19 protein-coding genes and 1 other annotated feature are annotated in these 22,182 nt (G+C 46.5%); of the genes, 8 read left to right on the forward strand and 11 right to left on the reverse strand.

The features are described 5' to 3' along the window. Positions 1–8: 8 nt before the first annotated feature. The 8 genes from QNH15_RS23425 to QNH15_RS23460 all read right to left on the reverse strand — a co-directional run bounded on the left by QNH15_RS23425 (position 9) and on the right by QNH15_RS23460 (position 10,893). Complete coding sequence (locus tag QNH15_RS23425) at positions 9–1,007, reverse strand: ABC transporter permease (RefSeq protein ID WP_283890938.1); 999 nt, start codon at positions 1,005–1,007, stop codon at positions 9–11. After that, on the reverse strand, positions 988–2,487 hold the full coding sequence (locus QNH15_RS23430) for a sugar ABC transporter ATP-binding protein (RefSeq protein WP_283890939.1): 1,500 nt from the start codon (positions 2,485–2,487) through the stop codon (positions 988–990). The genes QNH15_RS23425 and QNH15_RS23430 overlap by 20 nt, the downstream gene beginning before the upstream one ends. Positions 2,488–2,553: 66 nt before the next feature. After that, positions 2,554–3,738 carry a levoglucosan dehydrogenase gene (locus QNH15_RS23435; RefSeq protein WP_283890941.1) on the reverse strand — a complete coding sequence of 395 codons (1,185 nt, stop codon included), beginning with the start codon at positions 3,736–3,738 and terminating at the stop codon, positions 2,554–2,556. 23 nt (positions 3,739–3,761) lie between these two features. Then, the gene (locus QNH15_RS23440; RefSeq protein ID WP_283890943.1) at positions 3,762–4,940 is read right to left on the reverse strand and encodes a substrate-binding domain-containing protein; all 1,179 of its coding nucleotides are present in this window, start codon (positions 4,938–4,940) and stop codon (positions 3,762–3,764) included. Between the two features lie 13 nt (positions 4,941–4,953). After that, the gene (locus QNH15_RS23445; protein ID WP_129479339.1) at positions 4,954–5,772 is read right to left on the reverse strand and encodes a sugar phosphate isomerase/epimerase family protein; all 819 of its coding nucleotides are present in this window, start codon (positions 5,770–5,772) and stop codon (positions 4,954–4,956) included. Between the two features lie 227 nt (positions 5,773–5,999). Continuing rightward, a complete protein-coding gene (locus QNH15_RS23450; RefSeq protein ID WP_283890946.1) occupies positions 6,000–7,007 on the reverse strand; it encodes a LacI family DNA-binding transcriptional regulator in 1,008 nt (335 codons plus the stop codon). A 651-nt stretch (positions 7,008–7,658) separates the two neighbouring features. Beyond that, positions 7,659–8,369, reverse strand: a complete 711-nt coding sequence (locus QNH15_RS23455) for a LytR/AlgR family response regulator transcription factor (RefSeq protein ID WP_283890948.1) — start codon at positions 8,367–8,369, stop codon at positions 7,659–7,661. A gap of 4 nt (positions 8,370–8,373) precedes the next feature. Continuing rightward, a complete protein-coding gene (locus tag QNH15_RS23460) occupies positions 8,374–10,893 on the reverse strand; it encodes a substrate-binding domain-containing protein (protein ID WP_283890949.1) in 2,520 nt (839 codons plus the stop codon). A gap of 219 nt (positions 10,894–11,112) precedes the next feature. Here QNH15_RS23460 and QNH15_RS23465 point away from each other — a divergent pair, with 219 nt between their 5' ends. The 4 genes from QNH15_RS23465 to QNH15_RS23480 all read left to right on the forward strand — a co-directional run bounded on the left by QNH15_RS23465 (position 11,113) and on the right by QNH15_RS23480 (position 15,953). Beyond that, positions 11,113–11,691 (forward strand): hypothetical protein, encoded by a 579-nt coding sequence (locus QNH15_RS23465; RefSeq protein WP_283890950.1) that lies wholly within the window; start codon positions 11,113–11,115, stop codon positions 11,689–11,691. Positions 11,692–11,839: 148 nt separating this feature from the next. After that, positions 11,840–12,652 carry an alpha/beta fold hydrolase gene (locus tag QNH15_RS23470; protein WP_283895742.1) on the forward strand — a complete coding sequence of 271 codons (813 nt, stop codon included), beginning with the start codon at positions 11,840–11,842 and terminating at the stop codon, positions 12,650–12,652. A 360-nt stretch (positions 12,653–13,012) separates the two neighbouring features. After that, positions 13,013–13,254, forward strand: a binding site (T-box leader). Positions 13,255–13,303: 49 nt separating this feature from the next. Then, complete coding sequence (brnQ, locus tag QNH15_RS23475) at positions 13,304–14,632, forward strand: branched-chain amino acid transport system II carrier protein (RefSeq protein WP_283890952.1); 1,329 nt, start codon at positions 13,304–13,306, stop codon at positions 14,630–14,632. 158 nt (positions 14,633–14,790) lie between these two features. Next, a protein-coding gene (locus QNH15_RS23480; RefSeq protein WP_283890954.1) for an IS3 family transposase occupies positions 14,791–15,953 on the forward strand; the annotation gives its coding sequence in 2 pieces (ribosomal slippage) (positions 14,791–15,073 and positions 15,073–15,953; 1,164 coding nt in all). A gap of 67 nt (positions 15,954–16,020) precedes the next feature. On the opposite strand, the gene QNH15_RS23485 is transcribed toward QNH15_RS23480, so the two are convergent. Genes QNH15_RS23485 through catA form a run of 3 tightly spaced genes read right to left on the reverse strand, consistent with a single transcriptional unit; the run spans position 16,021 to position 17,868 of the window. Next, positions 16,021–16,224, reverse strand: coding sequence for a hypothetical protein (locus QNH15_RS23485; RefSeq protein ID WP_283890955.1), 204 nt, complete (start codon positions 16,222–16,224; stop codon positions 16,021–16,023). 57 nt (positions 16,225–16,281) lie between these two features. Beyond that, positions 16,282–17,196, reverse strand: coding sequence for a fumarylacetoacetate hydrolase family protein (locus QNH15_RS23490; protein ID WP_283890957.1), 915 nt, complete (start codon positions 17,194–17,196; stop codon positions 16,282–16,284). A gap of 24 nt (positions 17,197–17,220) precedes the next feature. Beyond that, positions 17,221–17,868, reverse strand: coding sequence for a type A chloramphenicol O-acetyltransferase (gene catA / locus QNH15_RS23495; RefSeq protein ID WP_283890959.1), 648 nt, complete (start codon positions 17,866–17,868; stop codon positions 17,221–17,223). A 358-nt stretch (positions 17,869–18,226) separates the two neighbouring features. On the opposite strand from catA, the gene QNH15_RS23500 reads away from it, so the two are divergent. The 4 genes from QNH15_RS23500 to QNH15_RS23515 are packed head-to-tail and all read left to right on the forward strand — an operon-like array spanning position 18,227 to position 22,174. Next, positions 18,227–19,645 carry an ethanolamine ammonia-lyase reactivating factor EutA gene (locus QNH15_RS23500; protein ID WP_283890961.1) on the forward strand — a complete coding sequence of 473 codons (1,419 nt, stop codon included), beginning with the start codon at positions 18,227–18,229 and terminating at the stop codon, positions 19,643–19,645. 27 nt (positions 19,646–19,672) lie between these two features. Beyond that, positions 19,673–21,043: an ethanolamine ammonia-lyase subunit EutB gene (locus QNH15_RS23505; RefSeq protein ID WP_283890963.1), complete on the forward strand. Its 1,371-nt coding sequence runs from the start codon at positions 19,673–19,675 to the stop codon at positions 21,041–21,043. Between the two features lie 13 nt (positions 21,044–21,056). After that, complete coding sequence (gene eutC, locus QNH15_RS23510) at positions 21,057–21,770, forward strand: ethanolamine ammonia-lyase subunit EutC (protein WP_283890965.1); 714 nt, start codon at positions 21,057–21,059, stop codon at positions 21,768–21,770. A gap of 11 nt (positions 21,771–21,781) precedes the next feature. Then, positions 21,782–22,174 carry a hypothetical protein gene (locus QNH15_RS23515; RefSeq protein WP_283890967.1) on the forward strand — a complete coding sequence of 131 codons (393 nt, stop codon included), beginning with the start codon at positions 21,782–21,784 and terminating at the stop codon, positions 22,172–22,174. Positions 22,175–22,182 lie beyond the last annotated feature (8 nt).

A 22,182-nucleotide genomic window follows, 5' to 3' on the forward strand; every position in this document is an offset into this window, starting at 1 on the left:
CGCTTCTGTTAATTTTTCATCGCTTTCTTTCCAAACGCTACAGCCAGGATGATAATGAGTCCCTTAATCATCATTTGCTGGCTGACATCCAGACCCATGATGATCAATCCGTTGTTGATGGTACCAATCATCAAGGATCCAATCAATGTCCCGATCACCGTACCAACCCCGCCGAAAAGACTCGTCCCGCCAAGGATAACTGCGGCAATAACCGATAGTTCATCACCATCACCGAACGTATAGCGTCCTGCATGCATGCGACCGGCGTAGAGAATTCCGGCAAACCCTGCTGCCAATCCTGTTCCCAGAAAGACCATCAATTTGATGCGATGGGTTTTGACCCCGGAAAATCTTGCAGCGCTTTCATTCCCGCCGGTGGCGAGTGTCTGCCGGCCGAAGGAGGTTTTTCTCAGAAGAATATGAGCGGCAACAGTGGCAAGCAATGTCCAAACTAATAGAATGGGAACGGAACCAATATCTCCCGAACCAAACAGAAAGTTAAAGGCAGAGTTGATGATGGGCACTGGAGCCGTATCGGTAACCCACATGGCCATCCCTTTAACGATCCCCATCATCCCGAGAGTCACCAGAAACGAAGGAATGACAAACCTGGTGATTAATAAGCCATTAATCAGTCCGACGATAAGCCCTGTACCAAGGCCTGCCACAAGTCCGCCAAGCATTCCGAATCCGGACTGGATGGCAAGCGCCGCAGTTAAAGAAGCAAGTGCGGTGGTTGATCCTACGGAAAGGTCGATTTCTCCCGTACTGATGACAAAGGTCATCGCCACAGCCATGATCGAGATCATGGCTGTTTGTCTGGCGATATTCAACAGATTATCCGTTGAGACGAAGCCTTCATCGAACAGAGAAATGGAAAAATAAATCAGGACCCCGATGAATGCAAAATAAACAATATAGTTTCTCCAATCTAACTTTTGAACCGGCCGCGGCTTGCTTTTGCCTAAGACAACCTGGCCCGGAGCATTAATTTCCTTGGATGGCATGCTGAAGCTCCTCCTCTGAATGGATTTCTGTTCTTCTTAATTCCTTCACGACCTGGCCATTGTGCATGGCGATGACCCGGTCGCTAAGCGCCATAAGTTCGGGGAATTCTGACGATATAACCACGATTGCTTTACCGCTGTCAGCAAGCTCGCGGATCACATCAATGATTTCGGTCTTTGCACCGATATCCACCCCGATCGTAGGCTCGTCCAAAATCAAAATCTCGGGATTGTTTGCCAGCCATTTGGCAAGTACGATTTTTTGCTGGTTTCCACCCGACAGTAAACGGGACGTCTTAAAAATATCGTCGGTCTTAATCCTCAGCTTCTCGACAAAATGGCTGGCCATTTCGTTCGCTTTTGCCTCATCAAGAACCGGCCCCTTTTTTAATTTTGATAAAATGGGCAGGATAATATTTTCTTTGACGCTGTGCTCAAGAATTAACCCCTGCATGCGGCGGTCTTCTGGAATGAGGGCCAATCCGGCATCAATCGCATCCGGAGCTGTTTTGATTGTTTTCTGCTCCCCGTTAATGAGGATCTCTCCGCCTTCTTTCGCATCGATTCCGAAAATGGCCCTCGCCGTCTCTGATCTGCCACTGCCCATCAATCCCGCAATACCAAGAATCTCTCCCGGAAATACCTTGAAGCTGACATCTTTTACTTTTGAACCGGCTTGCAGGTTTTTGACTTCCAGGACAGGAGTGACATCGGTTGAATACGGCCGTTCCTTCCATTCAAAGGCCTTGTTGGAATCCCTTCCGACAATGTGCTGGATCACGGTGTCCAGATCCGTGTCCCTGCATTCCTCAGTGGCAACAAACTTCCCGTCCCGCAGCACGGTAATCCGATCACATATTTCAAAAATTTCCTCCATCCGGTGAGAGATGTAAATAATTGCATATCCCTTGTTTTTCAGCCTTTGAATAAAGGAAAACAGGATTTCTGTTTCTTTTTGGGTCAGAGAGGATGTCGGTTCATCCATCACAAGAATTTTGGTTTCCTGGGACAGAGCTTTCGCAATTTCCGTCATCTGCCAGTAACCGACGCCAAGATTACCAACTATATCATTGGGGTGGATGTCCACATCCAACTCCTCGAGAAGCTTTTCTGTTTCCTCGATGCATTGTTTATCATTAAGAAGCCCTAAGGAAGTTTTTGATTCCCTCGTCAGAAAAATATTCTGCGCGACCGTCAATGAAGGAATCAAGCTGAATTCCTGAAAGATCATGGAGATGAAATTGTTTCGGGCGTCATCCGTATTATGGATCTCTACTTTCTTGCCATCGATAAAAATATCGCCCTGATCAGCTGAATAAACACCGGTTAATATTTTCATCAAGGTCGATTTGCCTGCGCCGTTTCCTCCCATCAGCGCATGCACTTCACCTTTCTTTACTGAAAAACCCACGGAATCCAGAACAGTGATTCCGTTAAAGGACTTTGAAATATTCTCCATCATAAGCAATGGCTGTTCCACGCACTCACCCTCTTAGCTAATAAGGACTGCGTTATAGAGGCAGCCCTTATCGAATTTCACTTCAGTTTATTTCACTTCGGAGAGTTCCTTTGCCACCGTCACCCATTGGCTGTTTTCTGCCGATTGAAGAATCGCGTCAGCAATGGCTTCGATTTTGTAGCCGTCATGGAAGTTTGGTGAAACGACAGTATCCTCTGTGATTGATTTGAAAAAGTCATAGGTTTCAATGATCTTGGTTTCCCCGTAGCCGATACCCAGTGCCGGTATTGGCCATAATCCTTCGCCATACGGGTGATTCGGCCCTGTGTAAACGGTACGGAACCCTTTTGCGTCTCCCGGATCATCCGAGAAGCATACTTGCAGTTCATCACGGCGTTCGTAATTGAAGGCGAGAGAACCTTTTTCGCCATGGATTTCAAACGTTAGGTAATTGTTTCGTCCCCAGGCATTTCTGGTCGCTTCAATGGTTCCAATAGCGCCCTGGTCGAATTTCACCATCGTAATGAATTCATCGTCTACATCCACAGGGCTCTTTGGAACGTCCGCGCCACCTTTTACGTTCCCGAGACTGTCTGTACCTCCGGTTTGAACCGGTCGTTCAGGAATCCATGTTTTCGTTACAGCATTCACATCTGTAATTTCGCCGACAAGGTAACGCGCAAAATCAACAACGTGTGTCCCGATATCACCCAACGCACCAGATCCGGCGATCTTTTTCTGAAAGCGCCATGAGAGCGGGGATTCAGGGTCAGCTGACCAGTCTTGAAGATACGTACCACGGAAGCTTAAAATCTTGCCGATTCGCCCTTCTTCAATATATTTTTTCGCCAATGCAACAGCAGGCGTTCTTCTGTAGTTAAAAGCAACCATGTGTTTCACACCGGCTTCATTTACGGCATCCAGCATTTCTTTTGCTTGCTCGGCACCGAGCGCCAACGGCTTTTCACAAATGATGTGCTTACCAGCCTTGGCCGCTGCGATCGCGATTTCGGCATGGGTATGGTTGGGCGTGACAATATCGATTACATCGATTTCCGGGTCGTTCACTACTTTTCTCCAATCCGTTTCATAGTGGTCGAAGCCCAGCTTCATCGCTGCGTTCTTTGCCAGCTCCTCCGTCACATCTACAATGGTGTGACGGTGGGGAACCGCCGGTGCCGGCCAAAAGAACATCGGCATGCCTGCATACGCCAGTGCATGTGCTTTTCCCATAAATCCTCCGCCAATCATTCCTACGTTAAATCGTTTCATTTCAATCATTCCTCCTGTGTTTTTTATTTTGCAGCATCCTTGATAACATCTGGAGCGTCCGCCCCGTACACCAGTCTCCAGGATTCCAATACATTATCCTTAGTTACCTTTACAGCCGGTGCCGCTACATAAGTTGGTGCTTTCTTTCCAAGCATCGCATAGCCCGCCAGCATCGCTTCCGCTACTCCCTGGTCATAAGGCAACTGGGCCCCCAGGCCTTTCACGATACCTCCGGAGGCAATTTCCAAGCCCACATTCGTTCCAAGGTCGGTCGTTGTAACGACAAGATTATCCTTGCCTGCCGTCCGTGCAGCAGCCAGTGCCCCTTCGGCCGGCACGTCCCAGATGACAAACAGTCCATCAAGGTCACGGTATTTGGTAAGCATTCCTGAAGCGACCTTTTCGCCATCATTCGGTCCTGATATACCGGCTCTGGCTACAATTTTGATCTTTGGGTATTTTTCCTTGATCGTTTTTTCAAACTCATCGGACCGCTGCTTGGTGACAAAGAAATCAGCATCATGATAGATTACGCCGATTTTTCCTTTTCCGCCCAGCTTCTCGCCCATTACCTCTGCTGCAGCTGCACCGTTTCCGGAATTGTCACCCGACACGACGCTGACATAGTCTTTTCCAGGTTTCAGGTCATTCGCAACGCCATCCACAAACACGACCTTTACACCAGCATCCGCCGCTTTTTTGAAGGCTCCGGCGGTCGAAACGCGGTCAACCGGAACACTCACGATAATATCAGGCTTTTTTGCCAGGACCGTCTCGATGTCCGATACCTGCTTTTCCGCTTTAAATTGAGCATCGGTTACCGCAATAACCTTCACGCCCATCCGTTTAAAGGTCGCTTTAAGCGCCCGGATTTGGGCGGTGGAGTAGTCGTTTCCTGTGTAATGCATGACAATGGCCGCTTTATAGTTACCTTTTTTGATCTTGGCAATCTCGGCCTCTGTCAGCTTCAATGTTTTGGCGGAAACCGCCTTTTCGCCATATGGACCCTTTCCTAAAATCTCTTTGTCTTCAATCTTCGGGTTGATCGTAATCGGACCCGATTTCGGTGATTCCTGTGTCTTCAGATCACTGGTTTCACTTTTTCCATTGGCACTCGAACTTGCATCTTGCTTTCCACAGCCGGTAAGCACCAGCATGCCGGCCAGGGCGGCAGCCGTTACAACAGAACCTATCTTTTTCATGGACCTAACCTCCCTATCTATTAACTTTTTCAAATTGAGTCAAATACTCGCGGCTGATCGTTGCTCCTTTTTTCGGATCCTCATATTGATCCAGTTCAATAATGATCCAGTCATCATAGCCCGCGTCATCCAGAAGGCGAATCATTTGGTCAAACTTTTGTACTCCTTCACCAAGAGGGACAAACGCGCCATCGCGGTAATCTTTCAAATGAATATATTTGATGCGGTTGATGTATTTTTTGATCACTTCAACCGGGTCCCCTCCGCCTGCTTCTATATGGGCGGTATCAGGGCAAAGATTGATGGTCGTCAGCGGCATTAGCTTGTCCAGTTGATCCGGTGATTGAACAATCGTTCCCAAATGAGGATGGTAGCTCGGGATGAGGCCGTATTTTTCCGCAAGCGCTGCAACCTGGTTTAGTGCCTCCCCCAGTTGACGGTAGTCGCTGTCCAATATTCCGTTCGCCCGGACGGCTCCCCCGCCAACAACGAAATGCCGTGCCCCCAGCTCTGAAGCGAGTGATGCTGCTTCCTCCAGCCGGAGCAGCTCTTCAGTCCAAATATCCGGGTAGATAAAGTTAGCGCCTGCGTATACCCCGACAAACTCCAGGGAATGCCGCTTGATCAATTCCTTGAACGCTTCCTTTTGGTCCTTGTATTCCATCAGGTTTCCATCAAAGAGTTCAAACCCTTTAAAACCTGCATCCTTAATGTCCTGTAACGCTTCCTCTGTTGATCCATTGGCCAGATAGAATAAATCTTTTATGGACGTAACTCCTGCCGGATGGCCGACGACCCCGCCCCATGTATTTGTTTGATATCCGAGTTTCATTATTTTTCCCCCTTAATTGATGGTTTTTAAGATTCATGATTGGGAAGCAGAATACCGCCAACACCACCTCCTTAAGGATGTTTAGTAACGTTTACATTCATTCTCAGGTCATTTTTCAGCATTTATCGGTCCACCTTACTGTAAACGTTTACAGTCGTTTCAAAAATTTTTGGCTTTCCTTTGCCTATTCATTTGGTTGCTGATTCGTAAACGTTTACATGTTGTGTTTACTGATCGTGCTTTTGGCATGAATCCCGGGTGATGATTTGGTTTTCCAAAATGTACTGGGTTTTGGTTTTGCTGAACCTCTGTTTTGTCATCAGCCTTAGCAGCAGATCCATCGCTTTCGTTCCGATTTGGAATGCCGGCTGAGATACAGTAGTCAGTGCGGGTTTAAAAATGGCTGAAAACTGGATGTCATCGAACCCTATAATTGAAATATCCCTTGGCACCGATAATCCCTTCTGTTCGGCCGCGTTAATGGCACCGAAGGCCATCTCGTCATTCGCTGCAAATACCGCGGTTGGAGTTTGGCTGTACGCCAGCAGCTTCAGCATCATGTTAAAGCCGGTTTCGTAGGAAAAATCCCCTTCCTGAACCAGTTCAGGTTCAACCTTTACGTTGTACTGGGCCATTGCCTGGTAGAAGCCCTTTAGCCGGTCGCGCCCAAGCACACTGTTCATCGGGCCCGAAATGAGCCCGATTTTCTTATGACCCAGATGGATCAGGTACTCAGTCGCTTTGCGTGCACTGCTTACATTATCGATGGATACGGTGGGTACGTTGACACCTTCTAAGTACTCGCAGGCTAGAACCACAGGATACTCAAGGGCGATTTTCTCAACGATCTTCGCCTCAATCCCAGCCGTCAGCAAGATCATCCCGGCAGCTTTTTTTTGGCGGAGGATATTCAGGTATCCTTTCCCCCGCTCCGCATTGTTGGCCGAGTCGCCAAGAAGAACCTGGTATCCATTCTCGATGGCGACCGATTCTATGCCTCTCAACACCTTTGAAAAAAAGGTATTCGTTATATCCGGGACTACAACCAATATCGTGGTCGTTTCCGACAGCCTCAACTGGCGGGCTGCTGCATTGGGCTGGTAGTTTAATAGCTCAATCACTTTCATGACCTTTTTCATCGTCTCTTCTGCTACTGTTTCCGGTTTGCTCAGCACCCTGGACACCGTAGCAATCGATACATTTGCCTGCTCAGCTACATCTCTTATCCCTGCCATATCTAGACTCTCTCTTCTGTTTTTGTGTTTCGTCAGACTATCTATAACGGCATTGTAATCGCATACATTTCGGTTGTCTAACCGCTTTCAGACCGCTTTTTCTTCCATTCGGACCAGGTGTTTTTAATATTCGAACGTCTAATTAATCCAGTGAAACAAAAAAACCACAAATTTTAAAAAATAAAAAAGGAGCTGTCCTGAAAGTCAAAAATTGACCCTCAGGCAGCTCCTTTTTGCGTAAAAAACTTCCATGAAAGTTGATTGTAGTGGAAGGCGCGAGACTCCTCGAAAATGAACTTCACATTTTCTTCGTGCGATGTTCTCGCTGCCGAAGTGTTCCTTGTCCTGTGGGACTAGCGTGACAGGTGAGACTAAGTAGGTGCTAGCACCGGTACCGCAGGTGCTTGCGCCAAAAGGTAGGCGTTCACGCCGGTAAGGCTCACCGCACGCCCCGCGAAGGTAGGCGCTCGCGCCGGTAAAAGCGAGCGGCCTGGAACGAAAATCAACGGCTTCCAGACTTCTTGGACAGCCCGTTTCTATAATGAATGGTTGGACAGTGGAATCGTTGTTTTGGACAGTAAATCTCAAATTTTGGCCAGTAAGTTCTCGATTTCCTCTTGTATTTCCGTGTTCAACCTATTTTAAGTGATCTTATAACGCCTTATACCGCTGCAGTTCGTCGACTTTATGCTTGGAAATCTTTGCGGTTTCCCCGTAGTCCTTAAAATAGGCTTTGTACATTTGTCCGGCTGCTTCAATCCGCACGAGATGCTCCGCGTTGATGATATATGACCGGTGTGATGACTGGAACCTCGAATCCAGAGCCACTTCCAAACTTGCCAGCGGTTCATTCGTCTCATAGGATTTGTTTTTCGTATGAATGACAGACTTGCGGTCCATCCGTTCAATAAACAAAATGTCGTCCAACGGGATAAAAATGATGTTTCTCTGCTGCTTGATCTTCAGGTCCTTTTTAACGGTCGGCACCCTCTCACCCTGTGAATAAATCACCTGTGCCGCCCTATCCAAAGCTCCGTACAGGCGGTTCCGTTCGATCGGTTTCATAATATAGTCCACCGCCCTCACTTCGAATGCCTCAAGAGCATAATCGTCGTGTCCCGTAATAAAAATCACCTGCATGGACGGCTGGAATTCCTTGCACGCCTTGACAGCCTCCATCCCATTTAACAAGGGCATGCCGATGTCCACCAATGCAATATCCGGCTTTTCACTGGCGGCATATTGAATTAATTCCTCCCCGTTTTTTGCTTCTCCTGCAATATGGTAATCAGGCAGACTGTCGATAAACAGTTTAAGCAGTTTTCTTGAAGAAGCATCATCCTCAGCAATCAGCACTTTCATCTCATCATCTCCCTTTTTCCTGCAGTGCATTTTGGATCCTTTCCGGTACCTCCATGTTATACACGAGCTTCCAGGCCTCCAGCATGTTCCTTTGGGTCACCTTTAATGCCGGCACCGCGACATAAGGCGGTGCCTGTCGGCCAAGAAGGGCGTAACCTGCCAAAATGGCTTCGGCCACTCCCTGTTGATACGGAAGTTGGGCGCCCAATCCTTTAATCAGTCCGTCACGAGCCATGTCCAGAGCAACATGGATACCAAGATCTGTCGTTGTGATGACCAAATCGTCTCTTCCTGCCTTGCGGGCCGCGGTCATCGCCCCTTCCGCTGGTATGTCCCATACGACAAACACGCCATTCAGACCGGGATGCCTGTCCAACAGACAGGCAGTGGCTTCTTCTCCGCCGTCCGGACCTTTGATTCCCACCCGTTCGACAATTCGGATGCCGGGATAGTGTTCTTTGATTGTTTTTTCAAAGGCTGTGGTCCGCTGCCGAGTGGAAAAGAAATCGCCTTCATAGTAAATGACTCCAATTGAGCCCCTGCCTTTCAGCTGCTCACCCATGATATGGGCGGATTCCTCACCGTTTCCATAGTGGTCGGCGGAGACGATGCTGACATAATCCTCGCCATGCTTCAGTCCTTCCGGTGTGTTTTCCATAAAAATCAGCTTGATGCCGGACTGTGCCGCCTTTTGGTAAGCTTTTGCCGTCTTGATCGAATCGACAGGAATACTTACAAGGATATCCGGTTGTTTGGCAACGATTCCATCAATATCAGCCACTTGCTTTTCCCAGTTAAATTCTGCATTGGTAACGGCAATGACCTCAATTCCCATTCGTTCAAACGTTACGGTTAATCCTTCCACCTGGGTTCTTGCCCAATCATTCCCGGCATAATGCATGGAAATGGCAGCCCGATACTTTTTCTCATTGATTTTCTTCAGGTCTTCCAGGGAAAGCTGCAGCGTTTTTGCCGATACGGCTTGCTCACCATGCGGGCCTGTGCTGTAAATTCTCGCATCGGGTATATTTTGGTGAATCGTATTGTTCAGTACATCATTGATCACAGTCAGAAATTCCTTGACATTGATCGGCTTCGTCACATAATGATCGAAGCCCCTGTCAAGCGCCTGCTGTATGTTTCCGGAAGCTGCCATGGAGCTAACAGCAATGACCGCTGTATCCTTGGCCGCGTCTGAGGCTCTGATGATGTCGATCATTTCATAGCCATCCATGTCCGGAAGGTTAATATCCAGTAAAATCATGTCTACTTTTTCGTGTGCCAGCAGGGCCAGCCCTTCTTTCGCCGTGCGGGCAACAAGAAGCGAATACGCAGGCTGTGGGTTAAGAATATTTTGGACAAGATGAATATTAGATTCATTGTCTTCAATATAGAGCAACCGGTAAACGTCGGTTTTCTCCATATCCGTGCCGTCGGGTTCCACGTTTTCTCCCCACCTGACTCCTGTCTTTAGGTTAGGAGGGACAGGCAGAGTGACCTTGAAATTGCTTCCTTTTCCTTTCGTACTGGTCACAGAAATCTTTCCATCCATCAGATTGACAAGCTGTTTGACCAGCGAGAGCCCAATCCCCGTCCCCTCTTCCTTGGAACCTTCAATTCGATAAAAAGGAACAAACACTTTATTATACTCGGAGGCTGAGAAACCGACTCCTGTATCCTCCACCTGGATCACCTGATGATCGCCTTCCTGGTGACAGTAGAGATACACCTTTCCAAATTCCCGGTTATATTTGATCGCATTATTCAACAGGTTAAGGAAGATCTGCTTCAGGCGTACAGGATCCGCCAGCACCCGCATCGTCGTATTGGAATGATCACGCTGTACATCGATCGTAATATTCTTCTTCTTGGCCATCGGATTAACAATCTTAACGCATTCCTGGAGCACCGTTAGAAGCTCAACTTCAGTAATGGCTATCTTCAAGTTGCCAGTTTCGATGCGTGATAGATCCAGTACCTCATTAACCAATTCCAGCAGGTGCCTTCCGCCATTTAGTATTTCCTGTACAAAATCATACTGGGTGTCCGTTAAGTCCTCTTCCAATTCCAAAAGCTGGGCAAATCCCAGTATGCCATTCAGCGGCGTGCGGAGCTCGTGGCTCATTTTTGATAGAAAGTCGGATCGTGCCATCGCATGGGCCAACTTTCTTTCCTGCTCTTTTTGCAGTGTGATGTCCGTACATATCCCCACCACTTGAGCTACTGTTCCTTGATCGGCCACAGGACGGAGACTGGTGAGGTACTCTTTGTCCCGAAAATGAACTTCGTATTCCACATACTCTCCATTCCACGCCATTTCATAATATTCATGGATAACATGTGCCAGATCAGGCGCATTCTTATACAGGTCAAAAACGGTTTTTCCGGTAATCTCCTGGCCCCCATGGATTTGGTCCAGCAAAGGCCCATGAGAATACGAATAGACAAATTGCTGGTTTCTTTTCGAAAATGTAAAAATCATTCCTTTGTCTTCACGATTTGCCTTAGATACATACTCTGCCATCGTGTACACCTCCCCTCGCCTGTTTTTAAGGATTCTTCCTCTGTAAACGTTTTCTTCCTCTATTATAAAATCGCTTTTCTGGTTCGTCTAATCCATATCCTGCCAAAGGCCGATTTCCTCATGGTCATTTCGAAGGCAACATATGATGGGTAACAAAAAGGAAAAACCTCACAGAAACGGAATATCTTTAAAATGAAGTTGAAACGGGGGCTTTTGAAGATGAGTAAAAAATGGGTATTAGGTGTACTTTGTATAGGGATCATTGTGGTGATTTACTTTTTTGTTTCACGGCCATCGAGTCCGGCCAGCCCAGCTCCTCCTGACATTCCCGACACATCCCTCGAAGAGCAGGTCTGCCAAAGAGTGGCGGACCAGGATGGTGACTGCAAAGGAATTCGTTTGTTTGATGCTGACTCACATCTGGTTTTTGCCGAGAGCAGTACAGGGATTACTCCCGCGTTGACCAATAATGCATTTACCGAATTTAAAAAGTTCATTTACCCGATGCTGAATTTCCAGGAATTTAACGAGGAGCGTGGCGACAGAGGCCCGATCATCTGGCAGGTAAAAAATAAGGTCCAAAAGAATTTGTCCATCATATACGGGTTTGCCGAGGACGAGGCTAAGACCATCGTCATTAACAGTGAAGGCCATGTACAGCCAAACCGCTTCTTCGTCCGGGATGACCTGTGGGTGTGGTATGCGACTTTTCAAAAAGATGAAGTAAAGTTGCCGGTGAAGGTGACCGTTTATGATGCAAAAGGTAACGTTATTTCCAGAGGGAATGAAGAAGAATAATAGTTAAACGAGCGTTTAAAAGCAGCGCGATTTCCCAACAGAAACTGCAGTTTATCCGTCCATTTCAACAGGGTAATGGAAATGAAAGGAGGAGATTGCGTTGTTTGAACACTTCGCATTAAAATAAATACAATCCAGTGAAGCTACACTGCGTGTCCGCATTGGCGGAGAAGGACCACCGCTGCTGCTGCTTCATGGCCATCCCCAGACTCATGTCATGTGGCATAAAACAGCACCCCTTTTGGCCAAACACTTTACGGTGATTGCTCCTGATTTAAGAGGATACGGCGGAAGCTCGAAGCCACGAACGGATGAGAACCACTATCCTTATTCCAAGCGGGCCATGGCAAAGGATATGGTATCGCTCATGAATCAGCTTGGCTATACCGAATTTGCCATAGCGGGCCACGACCGGGGCGGCAGGGTCGCCTACCGGTTAGCCCTTGACGAACCCGAAAAGGTGACAAGGCTGGCAGTCCTCGACATCGTACCAACCGGAGAAGCTTTCCGCAGGACGACGATGGACTTTGGCATGGGCTACTTTCATTGGTTTTTTCTGGCCCAGCCTTACGACCTTCCAGAAAAAATGATTGGTGAAAACCCAGAGCACCTTTACTTCAACGGGAAAAAGGAGCTGTTTGACCCGGCAGCACTTCGGGATTATTTGCGGTGGATCAACGAGCCCGGAACCATCCATGCGATGTGCGAGGATTACAGGGCAGGTGCCTCGATTGATTATGAGCTTGATGAAGCAGACCGGGGAAATAAAAAAATCCAATGCCCTACTCTTGTGCTCTGGGGCAAAAAAGGAATGCTCCCACGCTGGTATAATGTGCTTGACGTTTGGCAGGACTGGGCGACCCACGAAGGCAGGGAACTCGACTGCGGGCACTATCTTGCGGAAGAAGCGCCAAATGAAACATATGAAGAGCTTTGTCGTTTTTTTCGCAAAAGGGAATAAAGGGAATAAAGGCAGTTTAAACAATCGTTTAAAAGCAGTGCCATTTCCCATCAGAAATGGCACTGCTTTTAGCATTACTTCTCTTTTGAAGCTCTTTTTATTTCCTTTTTCAACTCTGAGATATTTCTTTTTTATACGTCCAGTTCCTGTTTTGTAAGTGGATGCTCACCATATCGTACCTTTCTGTATAAATCCGCAATCTCTCTTTTCGTTTCCGACTTATAATCCATTCGATCAAACCAGTCTTCAACCGTTTCCTCCCGCTTCCTTCCCAACCCATATTTAGTTTGAGTTACCAATATTTAAAATTACCAAAAAATATTGACTTATCAATTTTCGTTTGCTAAATTACTTTTATAACTAAAATCAATGACGAGAAGAGTAAGATAGGAATCCTGTCCTAAAGAGAGTCGGTGTCTGGTGAAAGCCGATGTTCAGGTCTTGTCCGAATATCATCTCTGAGGTGCAAAGCTGAACATTCGTAAGCTTTGACGGGTTGTCCGCCGTTACAAGGAACACGTATGATTGTACGTTGACTGAGAGCCGTAAGCTTGTTAGCTGCGGAATAAGGGTGGTAACGCGAGCACAAACTCGTCCCTGCATTAGGGACGGGTTTTTTTATGTTTAAAAAACAATAAAGGAGAGATTACTTTGAGAAAACTGGACACCTTATTTATTGGATTGATGTTATTTTCTATGTTTTTTGGAGCCGGAAACCTGATCTTCCCGCCATTCCTTGGAGCGGAGTCTGGTACATCTTACTGGCTCGCCATGACAGGATTTATCGTTACCGGCGTGGGATTGCCCTTTGCCGTGCTGTTCGCCGTTTCCCTTGTAAAAGGCGGCGTCCAAACCATCGGAAATCGCGTTCATCCGCTATTCAGTACAGCCTTTATGGTTGTCATTTATTTATCGATTGGACCATTCCTTGCTATTCCGCGAAACGCCAATGTTGCTTATGAGATGGGAGTTAAACCCTTTCTTGGAAAATCAGTGAACTCATCTTTGATTTTATTCTTATTCACTGTTCTATTCTTTGCCCTTGTTTATGTTATCAGCTTAAACCCTTCCAAAATGGAAAAATACATGGGCCGTTGGATTACTCCAGTTTTACTGTTAGCTATGGTTGTCTTGTGCGTAGTCGGGTTTGTTAAACTGGATGCGCCACTCCAGTCACCATCAGCGAAATATGAATCCGGTGCTTTTTCTACAGGCTTCCTTGAAGGGTATAACACAATGGATGCCCTTGCTGCACTGGCATTTGGAATTGTCATTCTTACAGCGATCCAGCAAAGAGGCGTCCGTGATAGAAAACAATTAACGAACTATACGTTGAAAGCCGGGTTGGTTGCCGGGGTATTGCTTTCATTGGTATACATCAGTCTCGGATTAATTGGTGGAAAAATGCAGGCCAATGGTTCGTTTGAGAATGGCACCGAAATTCTCTCAACGGCTTCGACCCTTTTATTGGGACAGAGCGGTAAAACCTTGCTCGGCTTAATTTTTACGTTAGCCTGCTTCACCACAGTAGTCGGATTAACATCAGCCTGTGGCCAATATTTTTCGAATCTGATTCCTAAAGCAAGCTACAAAACGGTCGTGTTAGCCGTTACACTTGTAGGCTTCACCCTTTCAAACCTGGGATTGAACCAAATCCTTAAAGTTTCGGTGCCGTTCCTTGTCACTGCTTATCCGTTAACAATCGTATTAATCACACTAACCTTTTTCCATCGCTTCTTTAAGAATGCGAAAAAAGTCTACGGAAGCGCGATCTTATTTACAGCTGTATTTGCCGTAATCAACGGTTTAAATACGTTCGGCCTTGATTTAGGGCCAATTCAAACCTTGAGAAACCTCCTTCCCCTATCCTCTGTTGGATTAGAATGGATCGTGCCTGCACTTGTTGGTACTATTGTAGGCCTGGTGATTAGCAGATTCAGCGCAAAAGCTCCATCAGCAGTTACAGTGAAGGCTTCATAGGTTAAAAATAGGACTTAAAACCACTACAGAACAAAAAACTTTTATAACTATAAAAAGCTCATCCCAATTTGGTAGAGTGACCTAATTAAATGAGACAAAGGAAAAAACACCCCCATGGTCGTATATACAAATATCGACAAAGTGGAGGTGTTTTTCTCATGGCGAGAAAAAAGAAGATCTATTCTGAAGAGCTAAAAAGAGAAGTGATTCGTCTAAAATTAACAGGAGAGTATTCCAACCAGGAACTGATGAATCAATTTGGGATTAAGAATCGTACGCAAATTAAAACGTGGATGAAGTGGTTTCGAGATGGGGAGGAACAACGGTTAGCCCAACCGATTGGAAAACAATATACCTTTGGGAAAGGACCGGAAGAGATAAGTGAGCTTGAACAACTTAAACGAAAATTAGCCATTTATGAGATGAGAGAAGAATTAGTGGGAAAGTATCAGGAGATCGAAAGGAAGTGGTTCCAGAAGTATTCGTCGAATTAGTGGATCTATTTAAAGAGAAGTACACCATTGCCATGATTTGCGAAGGATTAAAGGTTCCAAGGTCCACGTACTATCGGTGGAAAAACAAGTCGTGGGATCTCACTCCATTGGAACAACAGATTCTGGCCCTGTGTAAAGCATTTAAATACCGGATTGGGCACCGAATGGTGCGAGACCTTCTCTACAAAGACCACCAGATGAAAGCTCATCGAAATACGGTGCAGAAGATCATGCAGAAATACAACATTCAATGCCGGGTAAAACCAAAGAGAACCTCCTATACGGCAGGAGAAAGCAAATGTATCGTCGCCAATCTTCTGGAGCGAAACTTTTCAGCAGAGAAGCCCAATCAGAAATGGGTCACAGATATTACGTATTTGCCTTATGGAGAAAAGATGTTATATTTATCGACCATCATGGACTTGTACAACAACGAAATCCTGGCCTATCGAATCAGTGATAAACAAGATACCTCGCTCGTCACTCAAACCCTGGAAGACGCCTGCAGAGGACGAGAAACCTACGAGGTGATCTTGCATAGTGACCAGGGAGCTCAATATACTTCCTATGCTTTTCAGGAAAAGGCAAAAGAAAAAGGCATCATCACAAGCATGTCCCGGAAAGGCAATTGCTTGGATAATGCCGTCATCGAATCCTTCCATTCCTCGCTAAAGTCGGAAGAATTCAGCAGCCCGCTAAGACCGCGTCTTACAAGTTCCATTGTACAAGAAAAAGTACAAGATTACATGTATTATTATAATTACAATCGACCATTTACAAAATTAAACTGCCATACTCCAGTAGAATTCAGGAGCATGGCAGCCTAGGTGTTTTTTTCTGTCCCAATTAGCTAGGTCAGTTCATTGGTAAGGATGAGCTTTTTTTGTAGACTTTTTAAACGGCTGCTATTTCATTTGAACTATATGTTTGACTGTATGTCGTGTACTTATTGATTTTTTCCAAACTTGGTTCATAGCCAATTCCCGCTGAGTTCGGAACGGTAATGATTCCATTTTCAACTGTGACTTTCATGGTAATCATTAGTGTTGTTGTTTTCATCTTCTTGTTTTTAAACAAGCGTTTAAATCCTTTCACCAAAAGAAAGAAGTCTGCTAAGAATAAAACGCCATCACTTGGATGGCATTTTATTTTTTATTAGTTTTGCGTTACAGCTTTATCAGCTTGATTTTTTGCTTTCGTTACCTTTAGGTCCTCAACTTTATTTATCAATGGTGTAAAGCCATCAATCTGGCATTCTACGATATCCCCGTCCCTAATAACCACTGCACCTGGTGTCCCTGTTGAAATAATGTCTCCTGGCAGCAATGTCATCACTTTTGAATGAAAGGATACAAGGTCCCAAGGCCGGAAAGTCATGTTGGCCACCACATTTTTCCGATGCACTTTACCATTTATAATCGTCGAGACGTTCAATTTATGGACATCTTCAACTTCATCAGGTGTTACGAGCTCAGGACCAAAGCTAAAGAATGTATCGAAACTTTTTGATCGTGTTAGATACCGGGGATTTCTCTGAAGAATATCTTCTGCCGTCATATCAATAATCGTCGTATAACCCGCTACAACCGACTGAGCATCTTCCTCGGAAATGTCCTTGCATTCCTGTCCAATAATGATTCCAAGCTCCGCCTCTGCTGTTGTTCTTTCCGATTGTAAAGGAACCTGAATCGTATCATTATATCCAATAATGGTGGTATCAGGCTTCATGAAGCTGGCCGGTTCAGTATTCGGCGCCTTTTCACTAAGGTCTGATGCATGTTCCACATAGTTTAAACCAATCCCCCATATCTTTCCTGGATGTTTGTATAGAGGAGCATATTTTAGTTGCTCTCCCGGAATCACTTCACAAACCTGGTCGAGCTCTTCACTGTCCTTTGCGTCATACCAATCTGTTAGATGGGTGAGCTGGTTAGACTGAATGATTTCAAAAACCCTGGTTTCAAATCGTTGTTGAAACTGTTGATTGATCGTTTCTATTGAGATTGCTCCATTGTTTGTTATAACAGCAGCCTTCTCTTCCCCGTCTATGACTAAAGTTGATAATCTCATATACATCCCCTCTACATTTTATTTTTAAAAGATCCATTCCTCACATCGATCAGCCAGCTCCTGCACCTCATTAATAAACAAACTCGCATGATACCCGTCGCATACCGCATGATGCATTTGTACGGCTAATGGAAAAAGTGTTTTACCGTCCTGGTTAAAATATTTTCCGCCTGTAAGGATGGGCAATAAGTAGTTGTTATCCTCGTTTATATTCAAGTTAAACCCTGTAAAACTGACCCAGGGTACCATGGAGATCGGAAAGGTGTTTGGAGGTTCATGGCTTTTCGTGAAAAAGCCCTGAACATCAGAATATCGCTTCATATCTTCATTGTAGTTGTTATAAAACTCACAATAATCCTGCGAGAACTCCGTCCATATGCTGGAGAACGTCTTGGTATCGTTGTGGAAGATCGTATAGCTTGGCAGCATGTGATCCCAATAGCCTAATACCCCGTCGTTAAAGCCCGTTCGAAATTCGGTATGCTCATTTACAACCTTGCTGACCATGTAAATAAAAGCAGGGTAAAACTTGAGTTTTTTGGTTTGAAGCCTTTCTATCAACTTCGTAATAACAATATTCGCTGTTACGCTATAGCTGCACCTTGGGCTTAAATAATGTTCAAAATATGGAGCTCGATCCCAATTTTGGCGATCAATGATATGAAATGTCATTTGATTTGCCTCCTAAAATGTAATTTTGCGATTTTAGGAGGCGAACTTATCTGCTTTGACCATTTCCCTCACCTCTACCTCTTTACTTTCAACATGAATGGCAGGATACCTTTTAACGCAATAAGTCTGGGAGTATCATCCCAAACGGATATAGGCTTTACTACCTGTTTCGTTCCCTTGCTAAAACATGTTAGACTGCTAGAAAGCGGTTACATCGCGTCAAATCTGCCACTATTTTAACTTTTGTAACCTTTTTCACATGAAAGTTTGTTAGATTTTGTGACACAGTTAGTGAAAGATGTCGGAAATCTGTACTTTGATAGTCAACATATTCAAAAGGAGATGAAAAATTGGTGATATGACCCGGCAATGGATGACAAGCATCGGATTAGATATTGGAACAAGCACAACCAAACTGATAATCAGTGAGCTGTTGATTGCACAATCACAGGATCAGTTCACGCTGCCAGGCTGTCAAATTATCGACCGCCGGGTGACGTATGCCAGTTCCATCTATACCACCCCTTTGGTAAACGAAGTTGAAATTGATGTAGAGCAATTAACGCAGTTGCTACAGAAGGAGTACAAACAAGCCGGGGTCACCCTGGAACAAGTCCATGCGGGAGCGGTTATCATTACAGGCGAAAGTGCCCGCAAGCAAAATGCAGAGAAAATCGTTCATTACCTGGCGGAGCATGCCGGAAACTTTGTGGTTGCGACAGCAGGAGCCGATTTGGAAGGCGTGCTGGCTGCCAAAGGATCAGGAGCCATCGAACGCTCCACTCAAACCGGTGAAATAATCGCAAATATCGATGTGGGTGGCGGCACAGCCAACATTGCTTTATGTCAGGACGGAAAAGTCATTGAGACGTTCACCCTTCATGTGGGCGGAAGACTGATTCGTCTGGATAAGGACGGCCAAGTGACCTACGTCTCTTCCTATTTGACTGAATTTTTAGAAAATAGTTTCAATCCATTGAGGAAAGGAGAAAAGGCGAGCTTCGAACAACTCTCTTCCATCTGCCAGCTGATGGCGGAAGAAACGGTCAATTACGTCAAAGGAAGCAGGAAAGCCTCTTCCCTGCTCGTGTCTCCTCATACGAGGTCCGCGATCCAGCCCGATACCCTGCTCGTGTCAGGCGGCGTGGGAGCCATGATGAAAGGGAAAAAGCCGGAAACGTTAGAGGAAGTGACCGTGCACGGAGATATCGGCCCGCTTCTTGCCTTTCATATTCAAGCTCTGGGTGTATCTGAGGCGCCTGAAACCGCACGGGCAACGGTCATTGGTGCCGGCATGCAAAATACGGAAGTGAGCGGATCAACCGTCTATATCAAGTCCGACCGGCTTCCGCTAAAAAACGTTCCCATTGTGGATGTACCCGTACAGCAGGAAGAGGAGTGGGAGCCCGAGCGGTTTCAAGTACGGGTTCAACAAGCATTAAAACAGGCTTCCACTCTTTTTAGTGAGGACGATCCTCCGGTTGCTATGGCGTTATCTCACTTTCCATACTGCAGCTATACAATGCTTCAGCAGTTGACAAAAGTTATCCTTGCTGAATTTACCGCTTGTTTTAAGGAAGCAAAGTGCCTTGTCGTCCTATGTGAACAGGATATCGCAAAAGCGTTGGGGCAGGCCCTCGCCAAACAGAGCAAAACGCTCGATATCATTTGTCTGGATCAGATTGATTTTACACATGGAGACTTTATCGATTTAGGATTGCCAGTCGCAGGAGAAGCTATTTCCGTTTCGGTAAAAACCCTGGCTTTTTCATCCTAATCCAAACCACTTTCAAGGAGACTGACCATGTATAAAACGACGACCTTATTAGGAGAAACCTTTTCATTTCATAGTCTGAAAGAAATCATGGCAAAAGCAAATGAAGAACGTTCCGGAGACGAACTGGCTGGAATCAGCGCCAGCTCCATGAAAGAACGGATGGCCGCTAAGCAGGTGCTGGCAGATCTTACCCTTTCTGAAATTCGGAATTACCCGCTGCTCAGTCCCGATGAAGACAACGTATCCGCACTCATCGAAAACCAGGTCGAGGCTGCCGTTTATGAAATCATCAAAAACTGGACCGTCGCCGAGCTGAGGGAATATATCCTGTCTGAACAGCACGTCAGCGATGATTTGTTAACACTTAGCCAAGGATTGAGCAGTGAAATGATTGCCGCTACCGCCAAAATCATGTCCAATCTGGATTTGATTCAGGCTGCTTCCAAAATTGAAGTGCAAACCACCTGCCAGACGACGATTGGCCAAAAAGGAATTCTCGCTTCCAGAGCCCAGCCCAATCACCCGTCCGATAACATCAAGGGCATGAGAGCTTCTTTATATGAAGCTCTGAGCTACGGAATCGGTGACGCGGTGATTGGAATCAATCCCGTCATTGACACGACCGACAACATCTATGCCCTTCTGCATGAAACGAAAAATGTGATCAATGAATGGTCGATTCCCACCCAAAACTGTGTGCTGTCCCATGTGACCAGCCAGATGAGAGCGATCGAAAAAGGCGCGCCTGCTGACCTGATTTTTCAAAGTCTGGCTGGTACCGAAGTTGGCAATGATTCGTTTGGGATCTCCCTTTCCATGCTGGATGAAGCGACCGCTTTGATCAAGGAAAAAGGAACAGCAGCCGGCCCGAACCGCTGGTACTTTGAAACCGGCCAGGGCTCGGAACTCTCATCTGAAGCCCACTTTGACATTGACCAGGTGACACTTGAAGCCCGGTGCTACGGCCTCGCCCGCCATTATAAGCCGTTCATCGTAAACACTGTGGTCGGCTTCATCGGACCGGAATATTTGTATAACAGCAAGCAGGTCCTCCGGGCAGGTCTCGAAGATCATTTTATGGGCAAAATGCACGGCCTGCCGATGGGCGTTGACGTCTGTTACACCAATCATATGGATGCCGACCAAAATGACATGGACAACCTGAGCATGCTGCTCGGAACGGCGGGTGTAAATTTTATGATCGGCGTACCGATGGCCGATGACTGCATGCTGAATTACCAGTCCCTGAGCTATCACGACATAGCTACTGTCCGCCAGGTGCTCGGCCAGACCCCTGCTCCCCTCTTTGCACAGTGGCTTGAAGAGCAAGGCATCACGCAAAATGGCATTTTTACCTCCAAGGCTGGCGATCCGACGATTTTTATGAATCTAACGTAAGGAGTGGCTTATCATGTTGGCAAATTCAAAACGAGATCCGCTTGAAACGCTCAAACAATTCACCCCTGCCCGCATTGGCGTCGGCCGGACAGGAACAAGGCCCTTAACCAAGGATGTGCTTCAATTTCGTACCGATCACGCAGCTGCTGTCGATTCGGTATACGGCACCGTGCCTGACAAAATCCTGTCCGAATTCAACCTTTTCTCGGTGACCACACAAGTGGAATCCATGGAACATTACTTAAAACGGCCCGACCACGGAAGATTATTGGCCGACGATGCAAAGGCCGTCCTTCAGAAAAACTGCCTGCAGGCACCGGATGTACAGGTCGTTGTGTCGGATGGATTAAGCGCAAAGGCCATTGAAGAAAACCTGAGTGACGTTTATCCGGCATTGATCGATTCCCTGGAATCCTACAATCTTCAGATCGGAACCTCCTTTTTTGTTAAAGGTGGGCGCGTCGCCTGCATGGATGAAATTGGCGAGATATTAAAGCCAAAAGCCCTTGTCCTCTTGATCGGGGAACGGCCGGGACTGATGAGCGCCGAATCGATGAGTGCCTACATGTGCTACCAGCCGGGCAAAGGTAAAAAGGAATCCGATCGCATGGTCATTTCGAATATCCATAAACGGGGAACGCCTCCGATTGAAGCCGCCGCCCATATCGGAACCTTGATTGACAAGATGCTTCAGCAGAAGACAAGCGGTGTGCACCTCATTGTTTAAGTGCGATTTCGTTGTCTTTGGAAGTGGTTGATTTCCGTTTCAGGTCGCTCGCTTTTACCGGCGCGAGCGCCTACTTTCTCGGGCGGGCGCTGAGCCCATCAGGCGCAAGCGCCTTCTTTACCGGCGTAAACGCCTACCTTACCGGCGTAAACGCCTACCTTACCGGCGTAAACGCCTACCTTACCGGCGTAAACGCCTACCTTACCGGCGTAAACGCCTACCTTACCGGCGTAAACGCCTACCTTACCGGCGTAAACGCCTACCTTACCGGCGTAAACGCCTACCTGGTCTCACCTGTCCCGCATCTCCTGCAGGACAAGGAACGATTCGGCAGCGAGACATCGCACGAAGTAAATGTGAAATTCATTTTCGAGGATCTCGCACCTTCTACTTCAATCAACTAATCAATGAA

Source organism: Fictibacillus enclensis (genome assembly GCF_030123385.1).
GTDB lineage: Bacteria > Bacillota > Bacilli > Bacillales > Fictibacillaceae > Fictibacillus_C > Fictibacillus_C enclensis.

Excerpts from the sequence above, each read along its gene's own strand:
- eutC (WP_283890965.1), top strand. The coding sequence starts at position 21,057 with ATGTTGGCAAATTCAAAACGAGATCCGCTTGAAACGCTCAAACAATTC.
- QNH15_RS23450 (WP_283890946.1), bottom strand. The coding sequence starts at position 7,007 with ATGGCAGGGATAAGAGATGTAGCTGAGCAGGCAAATGTATCGATTGCT.
- QNH15_RS23505 (WP_283890963.1), top strand. The coding sequence starts at position 19,673 with ATGTATAAAACGACGACCTTATTAGGAGAAACCTTTTCATTTCATAGT.
- QNH15_RS23500 (WP_283890961.1), top strand. The coding sequence starts at position 18,227 with ATGACCCGGCAATGGATGACAAGCATCGGATTAGATATTGGAACAAGC.
- QNH15_RS23465 (WP_283890950.1), top strand. The coding sequence starts at position 11,113 with ATGAGTAAAAAATGGGTATTAGGTGTACTTTGTATAGGGATCATTGTG.
- QNH15_RS23435 (WP_283890941.1), bottom strand. The coding sequence starts at position 3,738 with ATGAAACGATTTAACGTAGGAATGATTGGCGGAGGATTTATGGGAAAA.
- QNH15_RS23445 (WP_129479339.1), bottom strand. The coding sequence starts at position 5,772 with ATGAAACTCGGATATCAAACAAATACATGGGGCGGGGTCGTCGGCCAT.
- catA (WP_283890959.1), bottom strand. The coding sequence starts at position 17,868 with ATGACATTTCATATCATTGATCGCCAAAATTGGGATCGAGCTCCATAT.
- QNH15_RS23490 (WP_283890957.1), bottom strand. The coding sequence starts at position 17,196 with ATGAGATTATCAACTTTAGTCATAGACGGGGAAGAGAAGGCTGCTGTT.
- QNH15_RS23455 (WP_283890948.1), bottom strand. The coding sequence starts at position 8,369 with ATGAAAGTGCTGATTGCTGAGGATGATGCTTCTTCAAGAAAACTGCTT.
- QNH15_RS23440 (WP_283890943.1), bottom strand. The coding sequence starts at position 4,940 with ATGAAAAAGATAGGTTCTGTTGTAACGGCTGCCGCCCTGGCCGGCATG.
- QNH15_RS23460 (WP_283890949.1), bottom strand. The coding sequence starts at position 10,893 with ATGGCAGAGTATGTATCTAAGGCAAATCGTGAAGACAAAGGAATGATT.
- QNH15_RS23425 (WP_283890938.1), bottom strand. The coding sequence starts at position 1,007 with ATGCCATCCAAGGAAATTAATGCTCCGGGCCAGGTTGTCTTAGGCAAA.